The 19,169-nt window shown below is 39.7% G+C and carries 20 protein-coding genes and 2 pseudogenes; 11 read left to right on the top strand and 11 right to left on the bottom strand.

The genetic code is table 11. From position 1 onward, the window contains the following. Positions 1-14: 14 nt before the first annotated feature. On the bottom strand, positions 15-992 hold the full coding sequence (gene sdsA, locus ABLB98_RS10185; protein ID WP_348882217.1) for an All-trans-nonaprenyl-diphosphate synthase: 978 nt from the start codon (positions 990-992) through the stop codon (positions 15-17). Positions 993-1,441: 449 nt separating this feature from the next. Between sdsA and rplU the strand changes: the two genes are divergently transcribed. The 8 genes and pseudogenes from rplU to ABLB98_RS10145 all read left to right on the top strand — a co-directional run. Then, positions 1,442-1,753, top strand: a complete 312-nt coding sequence (gene rplU / locus ABLB98_RS10180; RefSeq protein ID WP_004664501.1) for a 50S ribosomal protein L21 — start codon at positions 1,442-1,444, stop codon at positions 1,751-1,753. Positions 1,754-1,770: 17 nt separating this feature from the next. Then, positions 1,771-2,025 (top strand): 50S ribosomal protein L27, encoded by a 255-nt coding sequence (rpmA, locus tag ABLB98_RS10175; RefSeq protein ID WP_004640422.1) that lies wholly within the window; start codon positions 1,771-1,773, stop codon positions 2,023-2,025. Positions 2,026-2,223: 198 nt separating this feature from the next. Further along, positions 2,224-2,922, top strand: coding sequence for an outer membrane lipoprotein chaperone LolA (gene lolA / locus ABLB98_RS10170; protein WP_348882214.1), 699 nt, complete (start codon positions 2,224-2,226; stop codon positions 2,920-2,922). Positions 2,923-3,042: 120 nt separating this feature from the next. After that, positions 3,043-3,807 carry an RsiV family protein gene (locus tag ABLB98_RS10165; protein WP_348882213.1) on the top strand — a complete coding sequence of 255 codons (765 nt, stop codon included), beginning with the start codon at positions 3,043-3,045 and terminating at the stop codon, positions 3,805-3,807. Positions 3,808-3,924: 117 nt separating this feature from the next. Further along, positions 3,925-5,196, top strand: a complete 1,272-nt coding sequence (gene serS / locus ABLB98_RS10160; RefSeq protein WP_005161804.1) for a serine--tRNA ligase — start codon at positions 3,925-3,927, stop codon at positions 5,194-5,196. Between the two features lie 67 nt (positions 5,197-5,263). After that, complete coding sequence (gene cysG / locus ABLB98_RS10155; RefSeq protein WP_348882212.1) at positions 5,264-6,637, top strand: siroheme synthase CysG; 1,374 nt, start codon at positions 5,264-5,266, stop codon at positions 6,635-6,637. Positions 6,638-6,716: 79 nt separating this feature from the next. Then, positions 6,717-7,187, top strand: coding sequence for a tRNA (cytidine(34)-2'-O)-methyltransferase (locus ABLB98_RS10150; protein WP_004664488.1), 471 nt, complete (start codon positions 6,717-6,719; stop codon positions 7,185-7,187). A 41-nt stretch (positions 7,188-7,228) separates the two neighbouring features. Then, positions 7,229-7,555, top strand: a pseudogene (locus ABLB98_RS10145) (NADPH-dependent FMN reductase); the annotation flags it as partial. A 53-nt stretch (positions 7,556-7,608) separates the two neighbouring features. Here the strand turns inward: ABLB98_RS10145 and ABLB98_RS10140 are convergent. The 6 genes from ABLB98_RS10140 to rpoD all read right to left on the bottom strand — a co-directional run bounded on the left by ABLB98_RS10140 (position 7,609) and on the right by rpoD (position 14,178). Further along, complete coding sequence (locus ABLB98_RS10140) at positions 7,609-9,012, bottom strand: APC family permease (RefSeq protein ID WP_348882211.1); 1,404 nt, start codon at positions 9,010-9,012, stop codon at positions 7,609-7,611. A 253-nt stretch (positions 9,013-9,265) separates the two neighbouring features. Beyond that, the gene (locus ABLB98_RS10135) at positions 9,266-10,450 is read right to left on the bottom strand and encodes an iron-containing alcohol dehydrogenase (protein WP_005161786.1); all 1,185 of its coding nucleotides are present in this window, start codon (positions 10,448-10,450) and stop codon (positions 9,266-9,268) included. Position 10,451: 1 nt separating this feature from the next. Beyond that, positions 10,452-10,985: a hypothetical protein gene (locus tag ABLB98_RS10130; RefSeq protein WP_087536954.1), complete on the bottom strand. Its 534-nt coding sequence runs from the start codon at positions 10,983-10,985 to the stop codon at positions 10,452-10,454. Positions 10,986-11,066: 81 nt separating this feature from the next. Then, positions 11,067-11,720: a lipoyl(octanoyl) transferase LipB gene (gene lipB, locus ABLB98_RS10125; RefSeq protein ID WP_348882210.1), complete on the bottom strand. Its 654-nt coding sequence runs from the start codon at positions 11,718-11,720 to the stop codon at positions 11,067-11,069. 147 nt (positions 11,721-11,867) lie between these two features. Next, positions 11,868-12,155: a YbeD family protein gene (locus ABLB98_RS10120; protein ID WP_004664473.1), complete on the bottom strand. Its 288-nt coding sequence runs from the start codon at positions 12,153-12,155 to the stop codon at positions 11,868-11,870. A 139-nt stretch (positions 12,156-12,294) separates the two neighbouring features. After that, positions 12,295-14,178, bottom strand: a complete 1,884-nt coding sequence (rpoD, locus tag ABLB98_RS10115; protein WP_348882209.1) for an RNA polymerase sigma factor RpoD — start codon at positions 14,176-14,178, stop codon at positions 12,295-12,297. 349 nt (positions 14,179-14,527) lie between these two features. Here rpoD and ABLB98_RS10110 point away from each other — a divergent pair, with 349 nt between their 5' ends. Further along, positions 14,528-14,728, top strand: a complete 201-nt coding sequence (locus ABLB98_RS10110; protein WP_004664469.1) for a PA3496 family putative envelope integrity protein — start codon at positions 14,528-14,530, stop codon at positions 14,726-14,728. Positions 14,729-14,804: 76 nt separating this feature from the next. Beyond that, positions 14,805-15,329, top strand: coding sequence for a YecA family protein (locus ABLB98_RS10105; RefSeq protein WP_005161776.1), 525 nt, complete (start codon positions 14,805-14,807; stop codon positions 15,327-15,329). 171 nt (positions 15,330-15,500) lie between these two features. Here the strand turns inward: ABLB98_RS10105 and tmpT are convergent. The 3 genes and pseudogenes from tmpT to ABLB98_RS10090 all read right to left on the bottom strand — a co-directional run bounded on the left by tmpT (position 15,501) and on the right by ABLB98_RS10090 (position 17,881). Next, a pseudogene (gene tmpT, locus ABLB98_RS10100) lies at positions 15,501-16,144 on the bottom strand (thiopurine S-methyltransferase). Positions 16,145-16,191: 47 nt separating this feature from the next. After that, the gene (locus ABLB98_RS10095) at positions 16,192-16,803 is read right to left on the bottom strand and encodes a DedA family protein (RefSeq protein ID WP_348882208.1); all 612 of its coding nucleotides are present in this window, start codon (positions 16,801-16,803) and stop codon (positions 16,192-16,194) included. A 145-nt stretch (positions 16,804-16,948) separates the two neighbouring features. Beyond that, complete coding sequence (locus ABLB98_RS10090; protein WP_348882207.1) at positions 16,949-17,881, bottom strand: rhodanese-related sulfurtransferase; 933 nt, start codon at positions 17,879-17,881, stop codon at positions 16,949-16,951. Positions 17,882-17,990: 109 nt separating this feature from the next. Here ABLB98_RS10090 and ABLB98_RS10085 point away from each other — a divergent pair, with 109 nt between their 5' ends. After that, on the top strand, positions 17,991-18,482 hold the full coding sequence (locus tag ABLB98_RS10085; protein ID WP_348882206.1) for a DUF1289 domain-containing protein: 492 nt from the start codon (positions 17,991-17,993) through the stop codon (positions 18,480-18,482). On the opposite strand, the gene ABLB98_RS10080 is transcribed toward ABLB98_RS10085, so the two are convergent. Beyond that, the gene (locus ABLB98_RS10080) at positions 18,479-19,135 is read right to left on the bottom strand and encodes a DUF2306 domain-containing protein (protein ID WP_348882205.1); all 657 of its coding nucleotides are present in this window, start codon (positions 19,133-19,135) and stop codon (positions 18,479-18,481) included. The genes ABLB98_RS10085 and ABLB98_RS10080 overlap by 4 nt on opposite strands. Positions 19,136-19,169 lie beyond the last annotated feature (34 nt).

The raw sequence follows: 19,169 nt of genomic DNA, 5'->3' as shown, positions 1-19,169 counted from the left end.
AGGCACTCATAAAGTTATTGAAGTCGATGTAAGGCCATTAAGGTCAAATTAATTAGTGCTTGGCGATATTCATTATCTGGTAGCGCTTTCAGCGCTTCTAAAGCTGCATCCGTTTCTTGTTTGGCACGTTTTTGACAGTAGTCTAAGCCGCCTGAGTTGTGAACAATTTCAATGACTTTGTCCAAATGCTCGATACCACCTGTCGCGATACTGCGACGAATAATCGCATGATCATCTCCAGTTGAATGAGCTAATGCTGAAATTAACGGTAAAGTCGGTTTACCTTCCATTAAATCATCACCAATATTTTTACCTAATGTGTCGGCATCAGAGGTGTAGTCCAAAATATCATCAATAATCTGAAAGGCATTGCCAAAATGGCCAGCAAAACGGCGTAGTGGCTCACGATATTCTTCTCTGCCCGCCAGAATTGCCGCGCCTTCAGTTGCCAGTTCAAACAGGCGTGAGGTTTTACCATGAATAATTCTGAGATAGGTTTCTTCAGTGGTGTCTGGCTGGTGCTGGGCCTGAAGCTGTAAAACCTCGCCTTCCGCAATCTCACAGGTTCCTGTTGAGAAGTCCTTGAGCAAAGTGATGTTGTTTAAATCCACCAGCAAATCAAAGGACCGTGCTATCAGGAAGTCACCCACCAGAACGGCGGTCTGATTGTTCCATGTTGCATTTGCGGTTGGACGACCACGGCGTAAGTTGGATTCATCAACGACATCATCATGCACCAATGTTGCAGTGTGTAGCATTTCGATAATTGCCGCTAAATGTTGGGCATGTTGCATGTTTGCGACGCCGCAAGCACGAGCAGCAAGTAAACACATGATTGGGCGCATACGTTTACCGCCAGCTTCAACAACATGTTTACTCACCGACATAACAAGACCAACTTTAGAACTTATACCTTCATTGATCAGGTGATCCATCGCAGCAAAATCTGTCGCAACAGGGGAGAGAATGTCTTGCTTGAAATCGATAACCATATGAAGGAAAACCTCGTATAGGTGGATAATGTTGCCAAGTGTATCAATTAATTTATTGCTAAACAGTTATACAAGTCATGTAATCTGTGATTTACAACAAGACGGTGAGTTTTTTGGTCTTAATTTAGTCAAATAAAGGCAATTCTCTATAAACCGATATCACTCTACTTATGACTTGATAAAAACACAGTTTGTTATTGTCGCAATTTGTTTTTAAAAATGTATTTCAAATTTTGATCAGAATCAATCAAAACAAGCCGACATCAATCTAATTGATTTCATTAAAAAATCCAAGCAACTTATCAATATCTCTGCATTTGTGCAAAATGACTTGTTGTTTGATCAATTTTCACTTAAAATTTGTCCCCTTGTATAACCCCAGTGGCGTTCGTTTTAAGCTCGGTATATCCCTTTATCGACACGACGACACGGGCATGTTGGAGTACATTATGTACGCAGTAATCCAAAGCGGTGGTAAACAGCACCGTGTTGTTGAGGGTGAAACCCTTAAAGTAGAATTGTTGAAAGCAGAAACTGGTTCAACTATTACGTTTGATGACGTATTAATGGTTGTTAACGGTGACAGCATTCAAATCGGTGCTCCAGTAGTAGCTGGCGCAAAAGTAACTGCAGAAGTAGTTGGCCATGGTCGTCACGACAAAATCCGCATCATCAAAATGCGTCGTCGTAAACACTACCGTAAGCAACAAGGTCACCGTCAATGGTTTACCGAGTTGAAAATTACTGGTATCGCAGGCTAACTCAGGAGTAAATAGACATGGCAACTAAAAAAGCCGGTGGATCGACGAAGAACGGTCGTGATTCGAATCCTAAGATGTTAGGTGTTAAAGTTTACGGTGGTCAAACTGTAACTGCTGGTAACATCATCGTTCGTCAACGTGGTACAGAATTCCACGCTGGTGCAAATGTTGGTATGGGTCGTGACCATACTTTATTTGCTACTGCTGACGGCGTAGTAAAATTTGAAGTGAAAGGTCAGTTTGGCCGTCGCTATGTAACTGTTGAAGCTTAAGCTTTAATGGTTCAGAAAAACCCGCTTTTAGCGGGTTTTTTTATATTTACAATTTCTACATAAAGGCTGTAACTTCATACATAATGTAGACCTTTGCGACACGAATTACACAAAACCAATGCTTTTCTTCATTTTTTAAATGATCAAAAACAGTAAGATGTCGTCATAACAGTAAAAATCTGATAGAAGGTTCATTTTATGAATTTCGTAAAAAAAATCGCTTATGCAACAACTTTAAGTGTAGCTACACTTGCTCCTGTTGTGAGTAGTCAGGTATTTGCTGCACCCGTGGCTGCATCGACTCAGCAGGCGACGAATAGTTTGGTTCAACAACTCTCTGGCTTACAAAGATTCACAGCAGATTTTGAACAAAGTACCAAAGTAGCTGCGAGTAATAAAGCAGTTCAGAAAAAAGGTTTAACTGCACAACATATGAACCAGACTTTTAAAGGTTCAATGAAAGTTGAACGACCTGGAAAGTTTTATTGGGAAACCACAAGTCCTGCTAAACAAACGATTGTGACTACAGGTAAAGTCGTCTGGATTTATGATCCTGATCTTCAACAAGCAGTACGTCAAAGCTTGGATGATCAAATTGCCAATACCCCAGCGCTTTTACTGTCAGGGAATACCAATCAGATTATGCAATCTTATCGCGTAACGCAGCCTAATCGTAGTAAGCTTTATTATACTTTGTATCCAAAACAAGAGGATGGAGCATTTCAAAGTTTAACGATTAGCTTTGGTGCAAATAAGGCACCTAACTTGATGGTCTTACAAGATTCTTTAGGTCAAACAACGAATGTTCGCTTTACTAATGTAAAAGTTAATCCAACTATTCCTGCATCAGTATTTAATTTCAAGCCACCGAAAGGTACGGATATTATTGATCAGTAATATTCTAAATACTCAAAGAGCTGCAATTACTGTGGCTCTTTGAGGTGAAATGTAGATACATTTCTTAATTTCATCTATAGGCAAGGCTTTGTATAGTGAAGAAAAACATCAGAGACTTGCATGACGATGAACTGTACACAATTATCAAAAATTATTCCGCTTCTTCCTATCCTGACAGTTATTGCATTAACAGGTTGCCAACCTAAAAAAGATACAACTAATGAAAAGGACAAAGTAGATATTCCACTCATTCAAGCGAAAGTTATTGCAGTCAAAATACCCAAACAAAAAGTCTGTTTAGAAGATGGTTGTACCAAGTATGATTTACAAAATGTTGAAACCAATCAAAAATGGATTGATGAATATTTTCTTAATCGTATGAAAAAAGCAGAGCCGAATGCCTTTGCCAATATCGCCGACCAGAAAGTCAAGCTGCCAGCCGATGAACCATCACTCAGTGAAAGTAGTACCTATGTACGTTTTGTAGGGCAAAATTATAATTTGGCGACTTTCGCAATTCAGACTTATTCATATTCAGCTGGTGCTGCGCATGGTATGTCACATCAAGAATTTGTGAATTTTGATTTGTCGAATAAGAAACATATTACTGTTGCAGAGTTGTTGAAACCCGAAATGAATCAAAAACTTCGTGATGAGTTATATGCTGCTAATCAAAACTGGTTAGATGATCACCAAATTAGGAAAGATCAATTGCAGGTCAGTGACAACTATTATTATGGAGTCAATGGGATCGTGTTCGTCTATCCATTGTATGAGTTGGCTTCTTATGCAGAAGGGATGAGCGAATTAATTTTACCGTATTATTCAGCCAAAAAATTTATCAAGTCTGAATATTTGCCAAGCTTACCTAAAGAGCCAAATTAGTTGTTAGTCAGCATCTAAACATTGTTTATAGATGTTGATAGTTTATTGCCAATCGCTGTATTTTTTTAGGTTAAAGCCTTACACTATAGCCAGTTTTTTCTCTATTCATGATTGATTATGATCGACCCAAAATTACTCAGAAATAATATTGAAGCAGTGAATGCTGCTTTAGCAAAACGTGGTATTCAGCTTAATGTACAAGAATGGGCTGACTTAGAAGTTCGCCGTAAAGATTTACAATCCAAAGCTGAAAATTTACAGGCTGAACGTAACGCTGGTGCAAAACAAGTTGGTCAAATCAAAAAATCGGGCGGAGATGCATCTGAAATTATGGCACGTATGGCTGCCATTGGTGATGAAATCAAAGCTGCTGAAGTTGCGCTTGCTGAGTTGCAAACTGAACTAGAGCAAAAATCACTGGCGATTCCTAACTTACCTGATGAATCTGTTCCAGAAGGGAAAGATGAAAGCGATAATGTTGAGATCTTAAAGTGGGGCACACCACGCCAATTTGATTTTGAGATCAAAGATCATACCGATCTTGGTGAGTGGATGGGTGGGCTTGAGTTTGAAACAGCAACCAAATTAACAGGTTCACGTTTCAGCGTACTCAAAGGTCCTTTGGCACGTCTACAACGCGCTTTGACGCAGTTTATGTTAGATACGCATACGCTCAAAAATGGTTATACCGAAGCGTATGTACCTTATTTAGTCAACGCAGATAGTTTGCGTGGTACAGGTCAGCTGCCTAAATTTGAAGAAGATTTATTCAAATTACAAGGTGAAAAAGAATATTACCTGATCCCGACCGCAGAAGTGCCAGTAACAAACTTTGTGCGTGATGAAATCTTAGATGCAGATCGTTTACCACTTAAATACGCAGCACATACACCATGTTTCCGTAGTGAAGCAGGTTCTTATGGTCGTGATACCCGTGGTTTGATTCGTCAACATCAGTTCGATAAGGTCGAAATGGTGCAAATTTCAAAACCAGAGCACTCAATGCAGGCGCTTGAAGAACTAACTGCACATGCAGAGGGCATTTTGCAAGCATTAGGCTTACCATATCGTAAAATTTTGCTCTGTGGTGGTGATATGGGTTTTGGTGCAACCAAAACTTATGATTTAGAAGTATGGGTGCCAAGCCAAAATACCTATCGTGAAATCTCAAGTTGCTCAAACATGGGCGATTTCCAAGCACGACGAATGAAAGCACGCTACCGCGTAGATCAGAAGAAGATCGAATTGGTGCATACGTTGAATGGTTCAGGTTTAGCCGTAGGTCGTACTTTGCTTGCAGTGATGGAAAACTATCAACGTGCGGATGGTTCGATTGAGATTCCTGAAGTTTTACGTCCATATATGGGCGGTATTAGTTATATAGACTAAAATGCATCGAATTTGTGCATAGTTTTTGCTTTAGCTCAATCAGATCTAAAAAATATAGAGGCGTATCGTGGAAATTTTCCCAATCTCTTTAAAGTTGCAGCAGCAACGTTGCCTGATTGTGGGTGGTGGGCATATTGCCTACCGCAAAGCAAACTTGTTAGTCAAAGCTGGTGCGATTGTTGATGTGATTGCACCAGAGATTGAGCCTGATTTGCAACAATTAGTTGAGAAGTCACAGGGTCAATATATCCAAGCCCCTTTTTCTGTAAATATTTTAGCAACGCCTTATCGCCTAGTGATTGCAGCGACAGATCAGCCTGATGTGAATAAAGCTGTCTTTGAGCAATGTGAGATACGTAATCTTCTCGTCAATAGCGTAGATGATATTCCAAATTGTCGTTTTATGGTGCCTGCAATTATTGATCGGTCACCACTCGTTATTTCTGTGGCTTCAAATGGAGCTTCGCCTGTTTTATCACGTCAAATTCGTACACAGTTAGAAAGTTCTATTCCACATGGTATGGGTAAATTAGCTGAGTTTTCTGGTCAATGGCGTAAACAGGTGAAAGAAAAAATTGCCAATCCAGATGAGCGTCGTATTTTTTGGGAAAACTTATACGCAAGTCCACTAAAAGAGCAAGTCTTTAATGACAATCTTGAGGTGGCAAATAATTTAATTGAACAAGCCTTAACAGAATGGACTGCACCGAAAGGTGAAGTCTATTTAGTGGGTGCGGGTCCTGGTGATCCAGAGTTGCTGACTTTAAAAGCATTACGCTTGATGCAACAAGCTGATGTGGTGATTTATGATCGTTTGGTCTCTGCACCAATCTTAGAATTGTGCCGCCGTGATGCTGAAAAGATTTATGTCGGTAAAGCACGTTCTAATCATTCAGTCCCACAAGATGGTATTAATGCTTTGTTGGTTGAATATGCACAAAAGGGTAAGCGTGTTTGCCGCTTAAAAGGCGGTGATCCATTTATTTTTGGGCGTGGTGGCGAAGAGATTCAAGAATTAGTTGAAGCTGATGTTACGTTTCAAGTTGTGCCAGGTATTACAGCGGCATCAGGGTGTTCTGCTTATGCAGGTATTCCACTCACGCATCGTGATTATGCGCAAAGTGTACGTTTTTTAACAGGACACCTTAAGGAGGGATCACCAGAACTTCCTTGGAATGAGCTAGTGTATGAAAACCAAACTTTGGTGTTATACATGGGCTTAGTCGGTTTAGAACGCATTTGTGAGCAATTGATTGCTCACGGCCAGCGTCCAAATATGCCAGTTGCACTTATTTCCAAAGGTACTACGCCAGATCAAAATGTGGTGGTTGGAACTTTAGCTGATATAGCGACCAAAGTATCTGAGCATCATATCGTAGCACCGACTTTAACCATTATTGGTGAAGTAGTCAGTCTGCGTGAACAGTTAAAATGGCAATAAAATTTCCTTTATGGCGTTGTCGTCATTCCAGATCTATTGAATAAATAGATCTGGAGAATTTGAATAGTAGAGAAAATTTGTGATTCATGTTGTCCTATACGAACCAGAAATACCTGCAAACACAGGTAATATTATTCGTTTGTGTGCTAATACAGGTGCTCAATTGCATTTAGTGAGACCTTTAGGTTTTGAACTAGATGATAAGAAATTGAAGCGAGCAGGTTTGGATTACCACGAATGGGCAAGAATGCAAATTTGGGACAATATTGAACTCTGTCTTGCCGATTTAAAAACCAAAGGTGTTGAGCATGTTTTTCCACTGACCACTAAAGGTACAGCGACACCGCATACAGTCGATCTTAATCGTCCAGTGGCTTTGTTGATGGGACCTGAAACAAGGGGTTTGCCTGAGCAAGTGCGTTTAATGTTCCCACAAGAGCAATGGATTCGTCTGCCAATGGCTGAAAATTCAAGAAGTTTAAACCTCTCTAACGCAACCGCCGTGATTGTCTATGAAGCGTGGAGACAACAGGGTTTTAAACAACTTTAGTTCCTTGGGTTAGAGATCACCATAGGGGCTTGCAACAACCAAGGTTATGGTTCACGCGTGGTTGGCAAGATAAAGTTTTTGCAGGCTTTACAAACAGTGCGAGTTTAAATGGTGATAAACAAGTGACGTTGATTCAATTACAAACCTTAGCTTCTCAGCATGGTGGTATTTGGGTGAGTTTAGGTTTACTTCCAGCCAATACCAAAGCCGCAAAACGCGAAGATGTGAATAATTTAGGCGGTTCTGTTGGTTTACTGGTTCAATCACCTTCTGATGCGAGTGTAGATGAGATTTCAACAGGGGACTTAGAAACAGCGAAGCTGTATGCGGAACGTGTTAAATCAATTGTTGAAAAACTGCATAGCTAAGTTTTTGAGTTAATAAAAAGGCGCATTTAGCGCCTTTTTAGATTTAGATGATTTTATTCGTGTTCATTGTGTTGAGGTGCATTATATTTAAAGCCTTTGGTTTTATAGCCTAAATATAAAATACCAAACATTGCCCACCATAAACCATATTTTAATGCTGTATCTTCAATTTCTAGCCACATAGCGAAGACGCTGAGGAAGCCACAAAGAGGAATGATGACAAAGTTTAAAATATCTTTGAAATTCTTTGTACGGCCATCACGTAAGGCATAACGTGAAATTACGGACAGGTTCACGAAAGTGAACGCAATCAGGGCACCAAAACTGATCATGGAAATCACCACATCCAGACTCATGAAACCTGCACTTAATGCCACCAATCCAACAATCAGAATGTTATAGGATGGCGTAAAGGTTTTCGGGCTGATATGGCCAAAGATTTTCTTGTTAATCACACCGTCCCGACCCATCACATACATCAGACGTGATACGCCTGCATGGGCAGAAATCCCTGATGCCATGACCGTCACAATCGCAAAGGCAAGCACATAGGACTGGAATAACGAACCACCCACCAGCAACAGGATGTCAGGCTGGGTTGCGGCGACGTCCTCAAAATAAGTTTTAGGATCATTCGGAAAGTAAATTTGCATAAAGTAGGTGCTGATAATAAAAATTACACCTGCGAATAATGCAGTCAAGAAAATCGCTTTTGGTAAGGTCTTTTCAGTATCTTTGGTTTCTTCTGCTAGAGAGCTTAGCGAGTCAAAACCTGTAAATGAAAAGCACAGTAAAGTCGCACCTGTAATTAACGCGCCAATAGAGGTTAGCTCATTCCAGAACGGTTGTAAGCTCCAAAGTTGATAGCGTGTTTCTGCAGTAATTGGACCTTCTGCGTTATACCCCATTTGTAGTTTGTTATAAACCAAATAGGTGAATACACCGATGACGATCAGTTGAACTAAAACAATCAAGCTATTAAAGTTTGCAACAAAACGAGCGCCACGCAGGTTGATGCCAGTCATAAAGGCAGTCAGGATAATCACCCAGACCCAGTGGTTTACATTTGGAAATAAGGCATCCAGATAGATTCCCGCCAAGATGATATTGACCATTGGTGATAGTAAATAATCGAGCCAAGAAGACCACCCCACCATAAAGCCAACATTTGGGTGGATTGATTTTTGAGCGTAAGTATAAGCCGATCCAGAAGATGGATAACGGCGAATCATGTGCCCATAGCTTAGCGATGTAAACAAAATCGCAATCAATGCCACAATGTAAGAGGTAGGAACGTGGTGATGACTTTCTTCTGATACCAGACCGAAGGTGTCAAACAAGGTCATCGGTTGAATATAAGCCAAACCAATAATGATAATGTGCCAGAGACCTAGCGTTTTTTGCAGTTTAGCTACCGATGGAGTCCCAGAAATATTTGTCAACGGCGTTATCCTCATAATCGTTGATCAAAGATCAGCTATGGTTTTAAGGGTCATTTGAGACAAAAATAACCCCTGCTACAAAAAAAAGAAGTGCGCCAATTTATCGTAATTTATTATAAATTGTCAGTACTTTTATGCTTCTTTTAGCAATTTTTTTGCCAATTCGCCAAAGAAATAGATGAATAAAGATTCATTTAAAATGGCAAAGCCCCGATAACGAGATTATATCGGGGCTTTGAAAGTTAAATTATTTATTTAACTTAATGAATTACCATGCTTTTTGCAATATTGCACGAAGATCTTCTAAATTCGCTTCTTTTGGGTTGTAAATGATTGAACCATCATTTAAGGCTTTTTCAGCAACTTCGTCTAACTGCGCTTCTGTCACTTTACCCGTTTCACGTAAAGTACGTGGAAGTTTAGTAAGCGTGAATAAACGATCACGCATGGTTAAAATAGTTGCAATGGCTTTTTCGGCTCGCAGATGAGCAGGTGTCTGTGCATAAATATCTGCACCTGCAAGTGGAAGCAATAATTCACCAATCTTAGCACCATTGACTTCTTTGTTGTATTCAAGCACATATGGCAAGAATAAGTTCATGCAAAGACCATGGGGTAGGTGAGCCACCGCACCCAGAGCATGGCCAAGTGAGTGAACCAGACCAACCATTGAATTAGAGAATGCGATTCCCGCCATAGTTGATGCTTGAGCAAGCTCTAAACGACCTTGTGCATCACTTGGATTGTCTAAAACTTTGAATAAGTTTTCACTAATTTTCTTGATGCCAGCACTTGCATAAGCATCGCTTAAAGGATTCGCTGCTAAGCATGTATAAGCTTCAACACAGTGAGTGAGTGCATCCATACCTGTCATTGCGGTTAGGTGTGGTGGCAATGTTTGTGTCATGCGCGGATCAAGAATCGCTGCATGTGGCATGAGATAGTAAGAAGCAAATGCAAGTTTGACATTTTTTTGCGTATCAGAAACGACAGCAACCATAGTTGCTTCAGAACCTGTACCAGACGTTGTCGGAATCACGAAGAATGGTTTTAATGGTTTTGGTAGGTTATGCGCACCTGAGTATTGCAATAAATCATCGCCACCTTCTGAAACTAAAATATTAGTTGCTTTCGATGTATCAATAACCGAACCACCGCCAATCGCAATAATCGCATCACATTTTTTTTCACGATACAGTTGTGCTGCTGCACGTACTACTTCCAAGCTTGAATCAGGTGGAACGTCATCAAAAATTGCACCAATTACAGCATCTGTTGTGCTAAAAGCAGCTTCAATTGGGCTGAGTAGACCATTTGCACGTACGCCTTTATCGGTAATGATCATTGGGCGTTTTGAACCAAGAGTCGCAAGTTCAAAAGGGATGTGCTCTAACGCAGCATTACCAGCAATTACCTTTACAGGACAAAAAAATTCGTAATAAGGCTTAGCCATGTTATACGCTCCGTTTGAAATATGATTGTGCGACTTTGAGGTAGATATTTTTTGCGCCAGTGAATTTTTCTTTGAATGTTAATTCAGCTGGATAACGTTTCACAGCAAGTGAAGCAATTAATTTAGGTAGAATTAACGCTTCCATTTTATTTAAACAACGCACTAAGCGAATGGCACTTGAAACATCACCATCAGCAATCATACGGTCATTGGCAAATGCTTGAGCAGTACTTTCTTGGAAAGAAAATACCAGAAAAGCATGAGTTAAATGTTTGAAGGTAATTGTTAAATCAGGTTTGCCTTTATAGTTGGATAAAAGCTCTAATTGTTTTTCTTCGGTCACTCGTGCAATAAATGCAGGACCATTTGGGAAAACATTCATTGAAAGTATAAAGCCAACTGGAAATTTAGAGACTTCCTGTTGTACTTCGTCATCCACTTGGCTTGCCATTACTAAACCACGACCGACGACATCCATCATGAGTTTTACGTAGGCAAATTGCAAAGTGGGCTTCACTGCTTTGGTCGAAATCACTCGCGTATCCCTTGTTAAAATTATGCAAAAGCAAATTTAGAGTAATTACTCTAATTTATTTCTTTGGAATTTAAAAGTAGTTTATTCAGATTTGACTACAAGGTCATAAAAGAAATTCGTATTTTGTAAATAGCGAATAAAATCATGACAAAGTTGCTCAAAGCTTGGGTAATCTTCAAGCAAGTCTTGCAAGCGTACCATTTCTAAACCTGCGTATCCACAAGGATTAATGGTTTGAAAGCCTGTTAAATCACAATCAATATTTAAGGCTAAACCGTGGTAACTACGACCACGGCGAATTTTAAAACCTAAAGACCCGATTTTACGACCATCAACATAGACTCCTGGCGCATCGGGCTTAGCGTAAGCGTCAATATTGTATTGTTTCAGCAAGTCAATCATGGCTTGTTCAGCAAAGCTGACTAGAGTTCGAACATGCCATTTCAAACGGTTTAAATCTAATAGGAAATAAGCAACGAGTTGACCCTTACCATGCCAAGTGACCTGTCCTCCGCGATCAGTATGGACAACTGGAAGGCTGCTGTGCGTAAGGATATGTTCAGCTTTGCCTGCTTGCCCTTGAGTCAAAACATCTTGATGTTGTAATAACCAAACTTCATCGGGTGTGGTTTCATCACGATGAGTTGTGAAGTCTTTCATTGCTTCAAAACGAGCTGTGTAGTCTTGTAGATCATTGAAACAACGAATGATTAAAGTAGGTTTTACAGAGCTCATTACAATAAAATTTCCTTTGCAGCTTTAAAGAGATAAGTAGTTGAATTATATAATTATTTAAGTCGGATAAATAGGGGCGATCTAAAAGTCGTACGTTATTTTTTATTAAAAAAAATCCAAAACACTTTCGTATTTTGGATTTCTTATTTAAAGCGCTGTCTTAATTAAAGGGCAGGCTGCAAGATCAGCATATAGCGCATGAACTTGTTCTAACTCTTCAAAGCGTAATTGTGCGGTTAAAGAGTGGTATTTACCTGTACGTGAAGGTTGTACTTTTACTGTACCACCATCGAATTCAGGGAAGTGCTTCTGCAAAATATCAACAACAGCCACTCGAAGTTCATCCCCTGCATTACCAATCAATTTGATTGGATAGTCCATCGGGAAAACCCAAAGATGTTCTTGTAATTCACGAGAAGGAGTGCGGTCTAACATGAGCAACCTCTTTAATTTGAAACGCCTGCATCAGTGCAGGCGCTTATGATCTAATCACTAGATGGGGATGAAGTGTTGAACTTCAAGTCCTGCGCTAAACCAATACCATGCATTGGTCTAGCACAAGATTTCTCAAAGATTAGTCGTTTTCCAAGAATGAACGTAAATGTTCAGAGCGAGAAGGGTGGCGAAGTTTACGTAACGCTTTCGCTTCAATCTGACGGATACGTTCACGTGTTACGTCAAACTGTTTACCCACTTCTTCTAAAGTATGGTCGGTTGGCATATCGATACCAAAACGCATTTTTAAGACTTTAGCTTCACGTTCTGTTAAGTTTTCAAGCACTTCACGTGTCGCTTCTTTTAAACCTTCTGAGGTCGCAGCATCGACTGGAGATGTGATGTTTGAGTCCTCAATGAAGTCACCAAGATGCGAATCTTCATCATCACCGATCGGTGTTTCCATCGAAATCGGTTCTTTTGCGATTTTAAGTACTTTACGAACTTTAACCTCGTCCATTTCAAGACGCTCACCTAATTCTTCAGGTGTCGGTTCACGTCCCATTTCTTGAAGAAGTTGACGTGATACACGATTGATCTTGTTAATCGTTTCAATCATGTGGACTGGGATACGAATAGTACGCGCTTGATCGGCAATTGAACGAGTAATCGCCTGACGAATCCACCAAGTTGCATACGTCGAGAATTTATAACCACGACGATATTCAAACTTGTCTACAGCCTTCATCAAACCGATGTTACCTTCTTGAATCAAATCAAGGAATTGTAAGCCACGGTTAGTGTATTTCTTCGCAATTGAAATAACCAAACGTAAGTTTGCTTCAACCATTTCTTTCTTGGCGCGGCGTGCTTTCGCTTCACCAACTGCCATACGTTTAGAGATATCTTTGATATCTTTTACGTTCAAACCAAGGTCTTTCTCAATATCGGCAATTTTCTGTTGGAATGCCAATACGTCAGGGCGCACTTTTTCTAAATGTGCTTTGGTTTGAGCAGGGGCTTTCGCGATTTGTTCATCTAACCAAGCTGGATTTGACTCTTGTTCAGGGAAGGTTGTACGGAATTGATTACGATCCATACGACCACGACGCACTGCATAACGCATGATTTCACGTTCGTTGGTACGAATTTGCTCATGTGTGCCACGAATCATTTCTGAAATGATGTCAAATAAACGTGGTGTGAATTTGAACATCATAAAGACAGCAGCTAAAGCTTCTAGTGCAGCTTTTGCTTCGTCACTATTGCGACCATGTTTTGCTACAATTGCTTTTGTATCATTCCAAGCAGCTTCTAGTTCAGAAAAACGAACTTTGGCAATTTCAGGGTCTGGACCTGAATCACCTTCAGAATCATCATCGCCCTCAGACTCTTCCTCTTCGTCATCATCATCAAGCTTGACTTCCTTGGTGGTGGAAGTCGCGCTTTCAGCTTCTTCAAGTTCTGCTTCTTCTTCCAGTACTTCTGGAATGTCATCATCAGTTTCTGGGTCTAAATAGCCAGAAAGAATATCGGCAAGACGACGCTCACCTGTTAAAAAGTCATTATATTCTTGTAAAACGACTTCAACAGCATTTGGCCAATAAGCAATTGAATGTAAAACGTCACGAATACCTTCTTCGATACGTTTTGCAATGCTAATTTCGCCTTCACGTGTTAAAAGTTCAACTGTCCCCATTTCACGCATGTACATACGTACAGGGTCAGTTGTACGACCAGGCTCACTTTCAACAGATGCTAATACGGCAGCAGCTTCTTCTTCAGCGACTTCGTCCGCAGCTTCAGTAGATTCACCAAACATGGTGTCATCAGTTTCTGGCGCACGTTCATGCACTGGAATACCAACGTCTTGAAGCATCTGGATGATGTCTTCAATCTGCTCACTTTCCGTAATTGAGTCTGGTAGATGATCGTTAACCTCAGCGTAAGTTAAGTAACCTTGTTCTTTGCCTCGGCTAATCAGAGCCGCTACTTGAGAAGTAGGGGAATTCATATCGCTCATCTTTGCTTACTCTTTTGTTGAATCTGTGGCGGTGAAAAACCGTGCATGATAGCACAATTCACGAGGAATGTTTTGGATTTGATCCGCTAACTTTAAATAAAAAATAGGTTGGATTGAACTGTAGTTCCTTAAATATGGGGGTGTGTCATAATTTTTCAAGCAGAGAATTCCTATTCAAGAATTTTTTCATTTGTACAATTGTGAGAATATAAATACACAAAAAAACGATGAAAAAAAGTACAAAACACCATTTTATAGTGAAAAAAACAAATAAAACTTGACAAGGTTTGATAAGACCGATAAATAGCGGCTAGACCCATTTATATTTTTTCATTTAGAGGTGCTGTTAGTGTCTTCTACAGATTTCGAATTAGATGATGATAACTACGGTGAGGATGATGTTGGTTTTGATGAGTCATCAGGCAAAATCAGTGCCAAAGAATCATTAGAAAAGCGCCGTTTGATTGATGATCTACTCGCTCAACGCCGTTTAGAACGAGAATTAAAAGATTTCGATTATGATTTCGACGACGATGATTTGGATGACTAAAGTGAAGCAAAATTGCTAAGACTTTATGTTTGAAAATGTTATGCTGTTGCCGTGTATTTAAAATTTGGATCATAAAATGAGCACATTAGATTTAGACTTATTGAGTAATTTTCTTGACGGTGATCAAAATGAGCACGGTTTAGATTTTGCAGCGACTCATGGCTTTTTGTGTGCTATTGCGGTTGGTCCAAAATTTGATCGTTGGTTGGATGAGCTTTTTGAGAGTAATCAAAAGAAAGTTCCTAGTGAAATCATTGAACAAATCAAAGCTTGGTTAGAGTCTATTCGCCAAGATTTAGCCAATGAAAACGGAATTGAATTCCCTTTTGAAATTGAAGAAGCAGATGTTGATTCAAGTTTAGGTGATTGGAGCGTTGGTTTTGTTGATGCAATGTTCTTAAATGAAGAGGCATGGTTTGCTCCAGAGTTTGAAGAACAATTGGTTGATTTAACTTTACCAATTATGGTGTTTAGTGGCATTGATGAAGAAGATCCACAAATGGAATCTTTCCGCCGCAACGGTCAATTGATGGATGAATTAGCAGAAGAAATTCCTGATAATTTGAACGAAATTTATCTTATGTATCACACGCCAGCGTGATGCTACATCTTATGTAGTTATAAAAGTAATGCATAATTTGACACCAAATTAAATAGAAAAACGTCCTTTAGAGGACGTTTTTTATATCTCCTTTGGGAGTTAATGTTTTTGTGATTGAGGAAGCATCAAGTGGAGATCACTATTCAATGCTTTTATATTTCTCTTCGCTATTTAATCTATTTGGGATGATTTGCCCAGAGACCAAACATTTTCATAGGCGATTACTTTACCCTTAAGATTCTCTGTTATCGTTTCCAATAATTTAATTTGATAATGCGTTGCATAATGCTCAGTTAATTCATGTTCAGGAACGGAGAATGGTGGTCCTTTAAGTGAGTTTTGATCATATTCAAGGCTGATTAATAGCTGAGGTGCTTGTTTTGTAATGTCTAACAAATGTTGTGTGTATTGGCTTCGCATTTGCGGTGGAAGAGCGATTAGGGCAGCTCGATCATAAACAGCATCTACATCACCAAGTTGTTGTGCTGTTAACTGGAAAAAATCACCAACGAATAATTCAATTTGAGGATGTTGATAGTGCGTCAATTCACCTGATTGTGTCTCTTTAAAGCTCAATCCTAAATTTGAAATAAGATCTTGGATTGCAATAGGGCTAAGATCAATACCAACTATTTGATAACCCTGATTTATTAGCCAGTTTATATCTAACTTTTACCACAAAGTGGAACAAAAATACGAGCATGAGGCTTTAAATCTAATGATCTAAAATATTGGGTGAGTAGGGTGTGAGGTTGGTCTTGATGAAAACCAATATTATTGTTTTGCCATTTGTCATGCCAAAAATCATGTTGCATTATTTGAACCTCGGTATCCATTTAAATAGAGTTGAAAATGTCATTTACTATTTTTTTGATAAATAGAATTTTTTGATTAAGAACCAAAGGACGTATGCTATTGCAATAGCTAAAATAATAGTGCCAATACGCTGTGTAATAGCACTCATCAATGCTGGATTTTCACTAAAATGATAACCAACATAGGCAAGTAGGGTGGTCCAAAGGATTGTACCTGCAGCACTGTAAGCTATGAACTTACTAAAAGGCATTTTGCTCATACCTGCTGGGATACTAATTAAAGAGCGAACTGCAGGTACCATACGACCAAAAAAAACGATCCTATGCCCATATTTTTCAAACCAAGCCAATGATTTTTCAAGATCAGCAACACTAATACGTAGGTATTTTCCGTAGCGTTCGACAAGAGTAAAAAGGTGGTGTTGCGGAATTTTTCTACCAATCCAATACAGTAATGCCGCGGCTAGGAGTGAGCCGATACTACCAGCAATAATAACGCCAATTAAGCTCAAGTCTCCCTTAGAAGCGGTATAACCCGCAGAGGGCATAATGATTTCGGATGGAATTGGTGGGAAAATATTATCAAGAAACATTAAAAATGCGATACCCAAGTATCCTAGTTTCTCCATGATGGATAATACCCAGCCTTCCAGTCCCATAGCGCCTAAATGTGATTTGTGAGTTAAGGTTTAGAATAATGCTTGTCTAAATAACTCTCAATGATGTATTGGTTAATAATTTTGATGATTAAAATAAAAAAGCCTTAGTTTGAGCTAAGGCTTTTTATTAAATCTTTATACTTATTTATAGGCGTTTGCGTTTTGCCGCTGCAATTTGTGACTGACGCATACGGAAGCCAGCTTTTTGTTTATCCGTAGTTTTATCAATACAGTAAACACAAGACACACCGTGTTCATAGCTTGGTAATTCAGCTTCAACCTTAGTAAGTGGCCATCCACAAGCGTGACACTTAATATTTTCACCTTCTTCAACGCCGTGAGTCACCGCAGTACGACCATCAAATACGAAGCATTCACCTTCCCACATACTTTCTTCGGCAGGGGTTTCTTCTAGATATTTTAAAATACCGCCTTTGAGATGATAAACTTCCTTAAAGCCTTCTTGAAGAAGGAGAGAAGTTGATTTCTCGCAACGAATACCACCCGTACAGAACATCGCAATTTTTTTGTCTTTATGTTGTTCAAGGTTTTGTTTTACATATTCAGGAAATTCACGGAATGTTTCCGTTTTGGGATCGATTGCACCCTTGAATGTACCAGCTTTGTATTCATAGTCATTACGAGTGTCGATCAGGATCACGTCATCACGGCTAATCAGCTCATTCCATTCCTTTGGATCAAGATAGTGGCCAACCAGGTCACGTGGCTTAACGTCGACACCTAAAGTGACAATTTCATTTTTAAGTTTAATTTTCATTTTACGGAATGGTTTTTCAGAGCTTTCAGACTCTTTATATTCCATTGCATTGAAACCTTCGTTTAAAAGGAATTGATGAACGCTATCAATCGCGGCACGGTCGCCAGCAACAGTTCCATTAATTCCTTCAGACGCTACAATCAGAGTTCCACATAAATTGATGCTCTTCACTAAGTTCAAAAGACGTTGTTGCAGGTCTGCTGCATCTGAAACTTCTTTAAATTGATATAGTGCCGCAACAACCCAATTATTGGTCGCTTGCTGTTCTACAGGTGCAAGCTGTTCTACAGTAGCGTTCATGGATAACTCCAAATGTATTAAGATAGAAAAATAAGGCGCACATTTTAGCGCGAAATCTGAAAATAAGCGAGAAAGCCATAAAACAAATATGGTTTTAAAGGAGTTGGTTTTGAGTAACGATCGTCGAATTCCATCATTGACCCCCTGTGCAGGACGTTGCTCAACGGTATTTGGTGATCTGGTTTGTCGTGGTTGTCGACGTTTTAATCATGAAGTGATTCAGTGGAACACCTATACGCCTGAACAGCGGTTGGTGGTCTGGAAGCGTTTGGATGCACAACTGGACCAGATTCTGGTGCCATTGCTGCCCAATGCCAGTCTCCAGCATGTCGAGGGCTTTATCCACGGCAAGCACATTCGTATTCTGGAAAGCGCAAGTGCTGGGCGTAAGCTGTATCATGCTTTAAAAGTCTGTGAGAAAAATAAGCATTTGGCACATGATAGTGGGCTTGGTATTACAGATTCACAGGTTAAACCAATTTGGGATGAGTTTGAGCGACGTGTGCTGGCTTTGGCGAAGGCGAGTTATGAATTGGCATGGTTACGTGCAGATGGTATCAGTGCAACCTTGTTACGCGCCTTAGAAGATGATGAGATCTAAAAAGCTTTTTTACGAAAAGTTCGCCAATAAATAACCATTTCAGCAATTAATACATTGATCGTCCAGCCCAGCCATGCTTCAAGCTGATAAATGTGGATTGGTGTAAGCCAATCCCAATAGGGTTGAATTTGGTAAAGTGCAAGTTTCCATGTTCTTAAGCTTAATGCAGATAATGTTAAAGCAAAACTTCGAATCATCCAGTTACGATGTGCAATCCATTTTTTTTGAAAAGCATAATAAAGTGCAAATAGGGTACTTGTTCCCCATAATAATCCAAGAATAACAAAGCAGATTTGAGTACTTAGACCTCCATTTGCTGAGATTGCAAGAATGAAGCCGCTAGGCAAGGCGGCTCCAAGTGTTGAAATAATATAAAGCCAGCCCGCATAGCGATGTAAACGTGGTGTGTTGTTACGAATTGAATGTGAGAATTGGGTAAAACCCGCCAATAATACCAAGCTGCTAGTGATAACATGAGTTTGAAATGCAAAGCGCCAAGGCTGAGAGTGTACGACATCTTGCTTAAGAACTAAAAAATTGGTGCTATCCGACCAAGGGAAATAATTCAGGCAGATTTTAAGCATTAACCAAGATAGATAGCCGAAAACTAATATGATGATCAATTGAGAGAATCGGTTGAGTATTTTCCACATAAATATTGATCACTGATATGCTGTGCAAGCAAAA

This window comes from Acinetobacter yuyunsongii, from assembly GCF_041021915.1.
Taxonomy (GTDB): Bacteria; Pseudomonadota; Gammaproteobacteria; order Pseudomonadales; family Moraxellaceae; genus Acinetobacter.
Note: the sequence above shows the minus strand (reverse complement) of the source record. Positions and strands in the feature narration are given on the sequence as shown.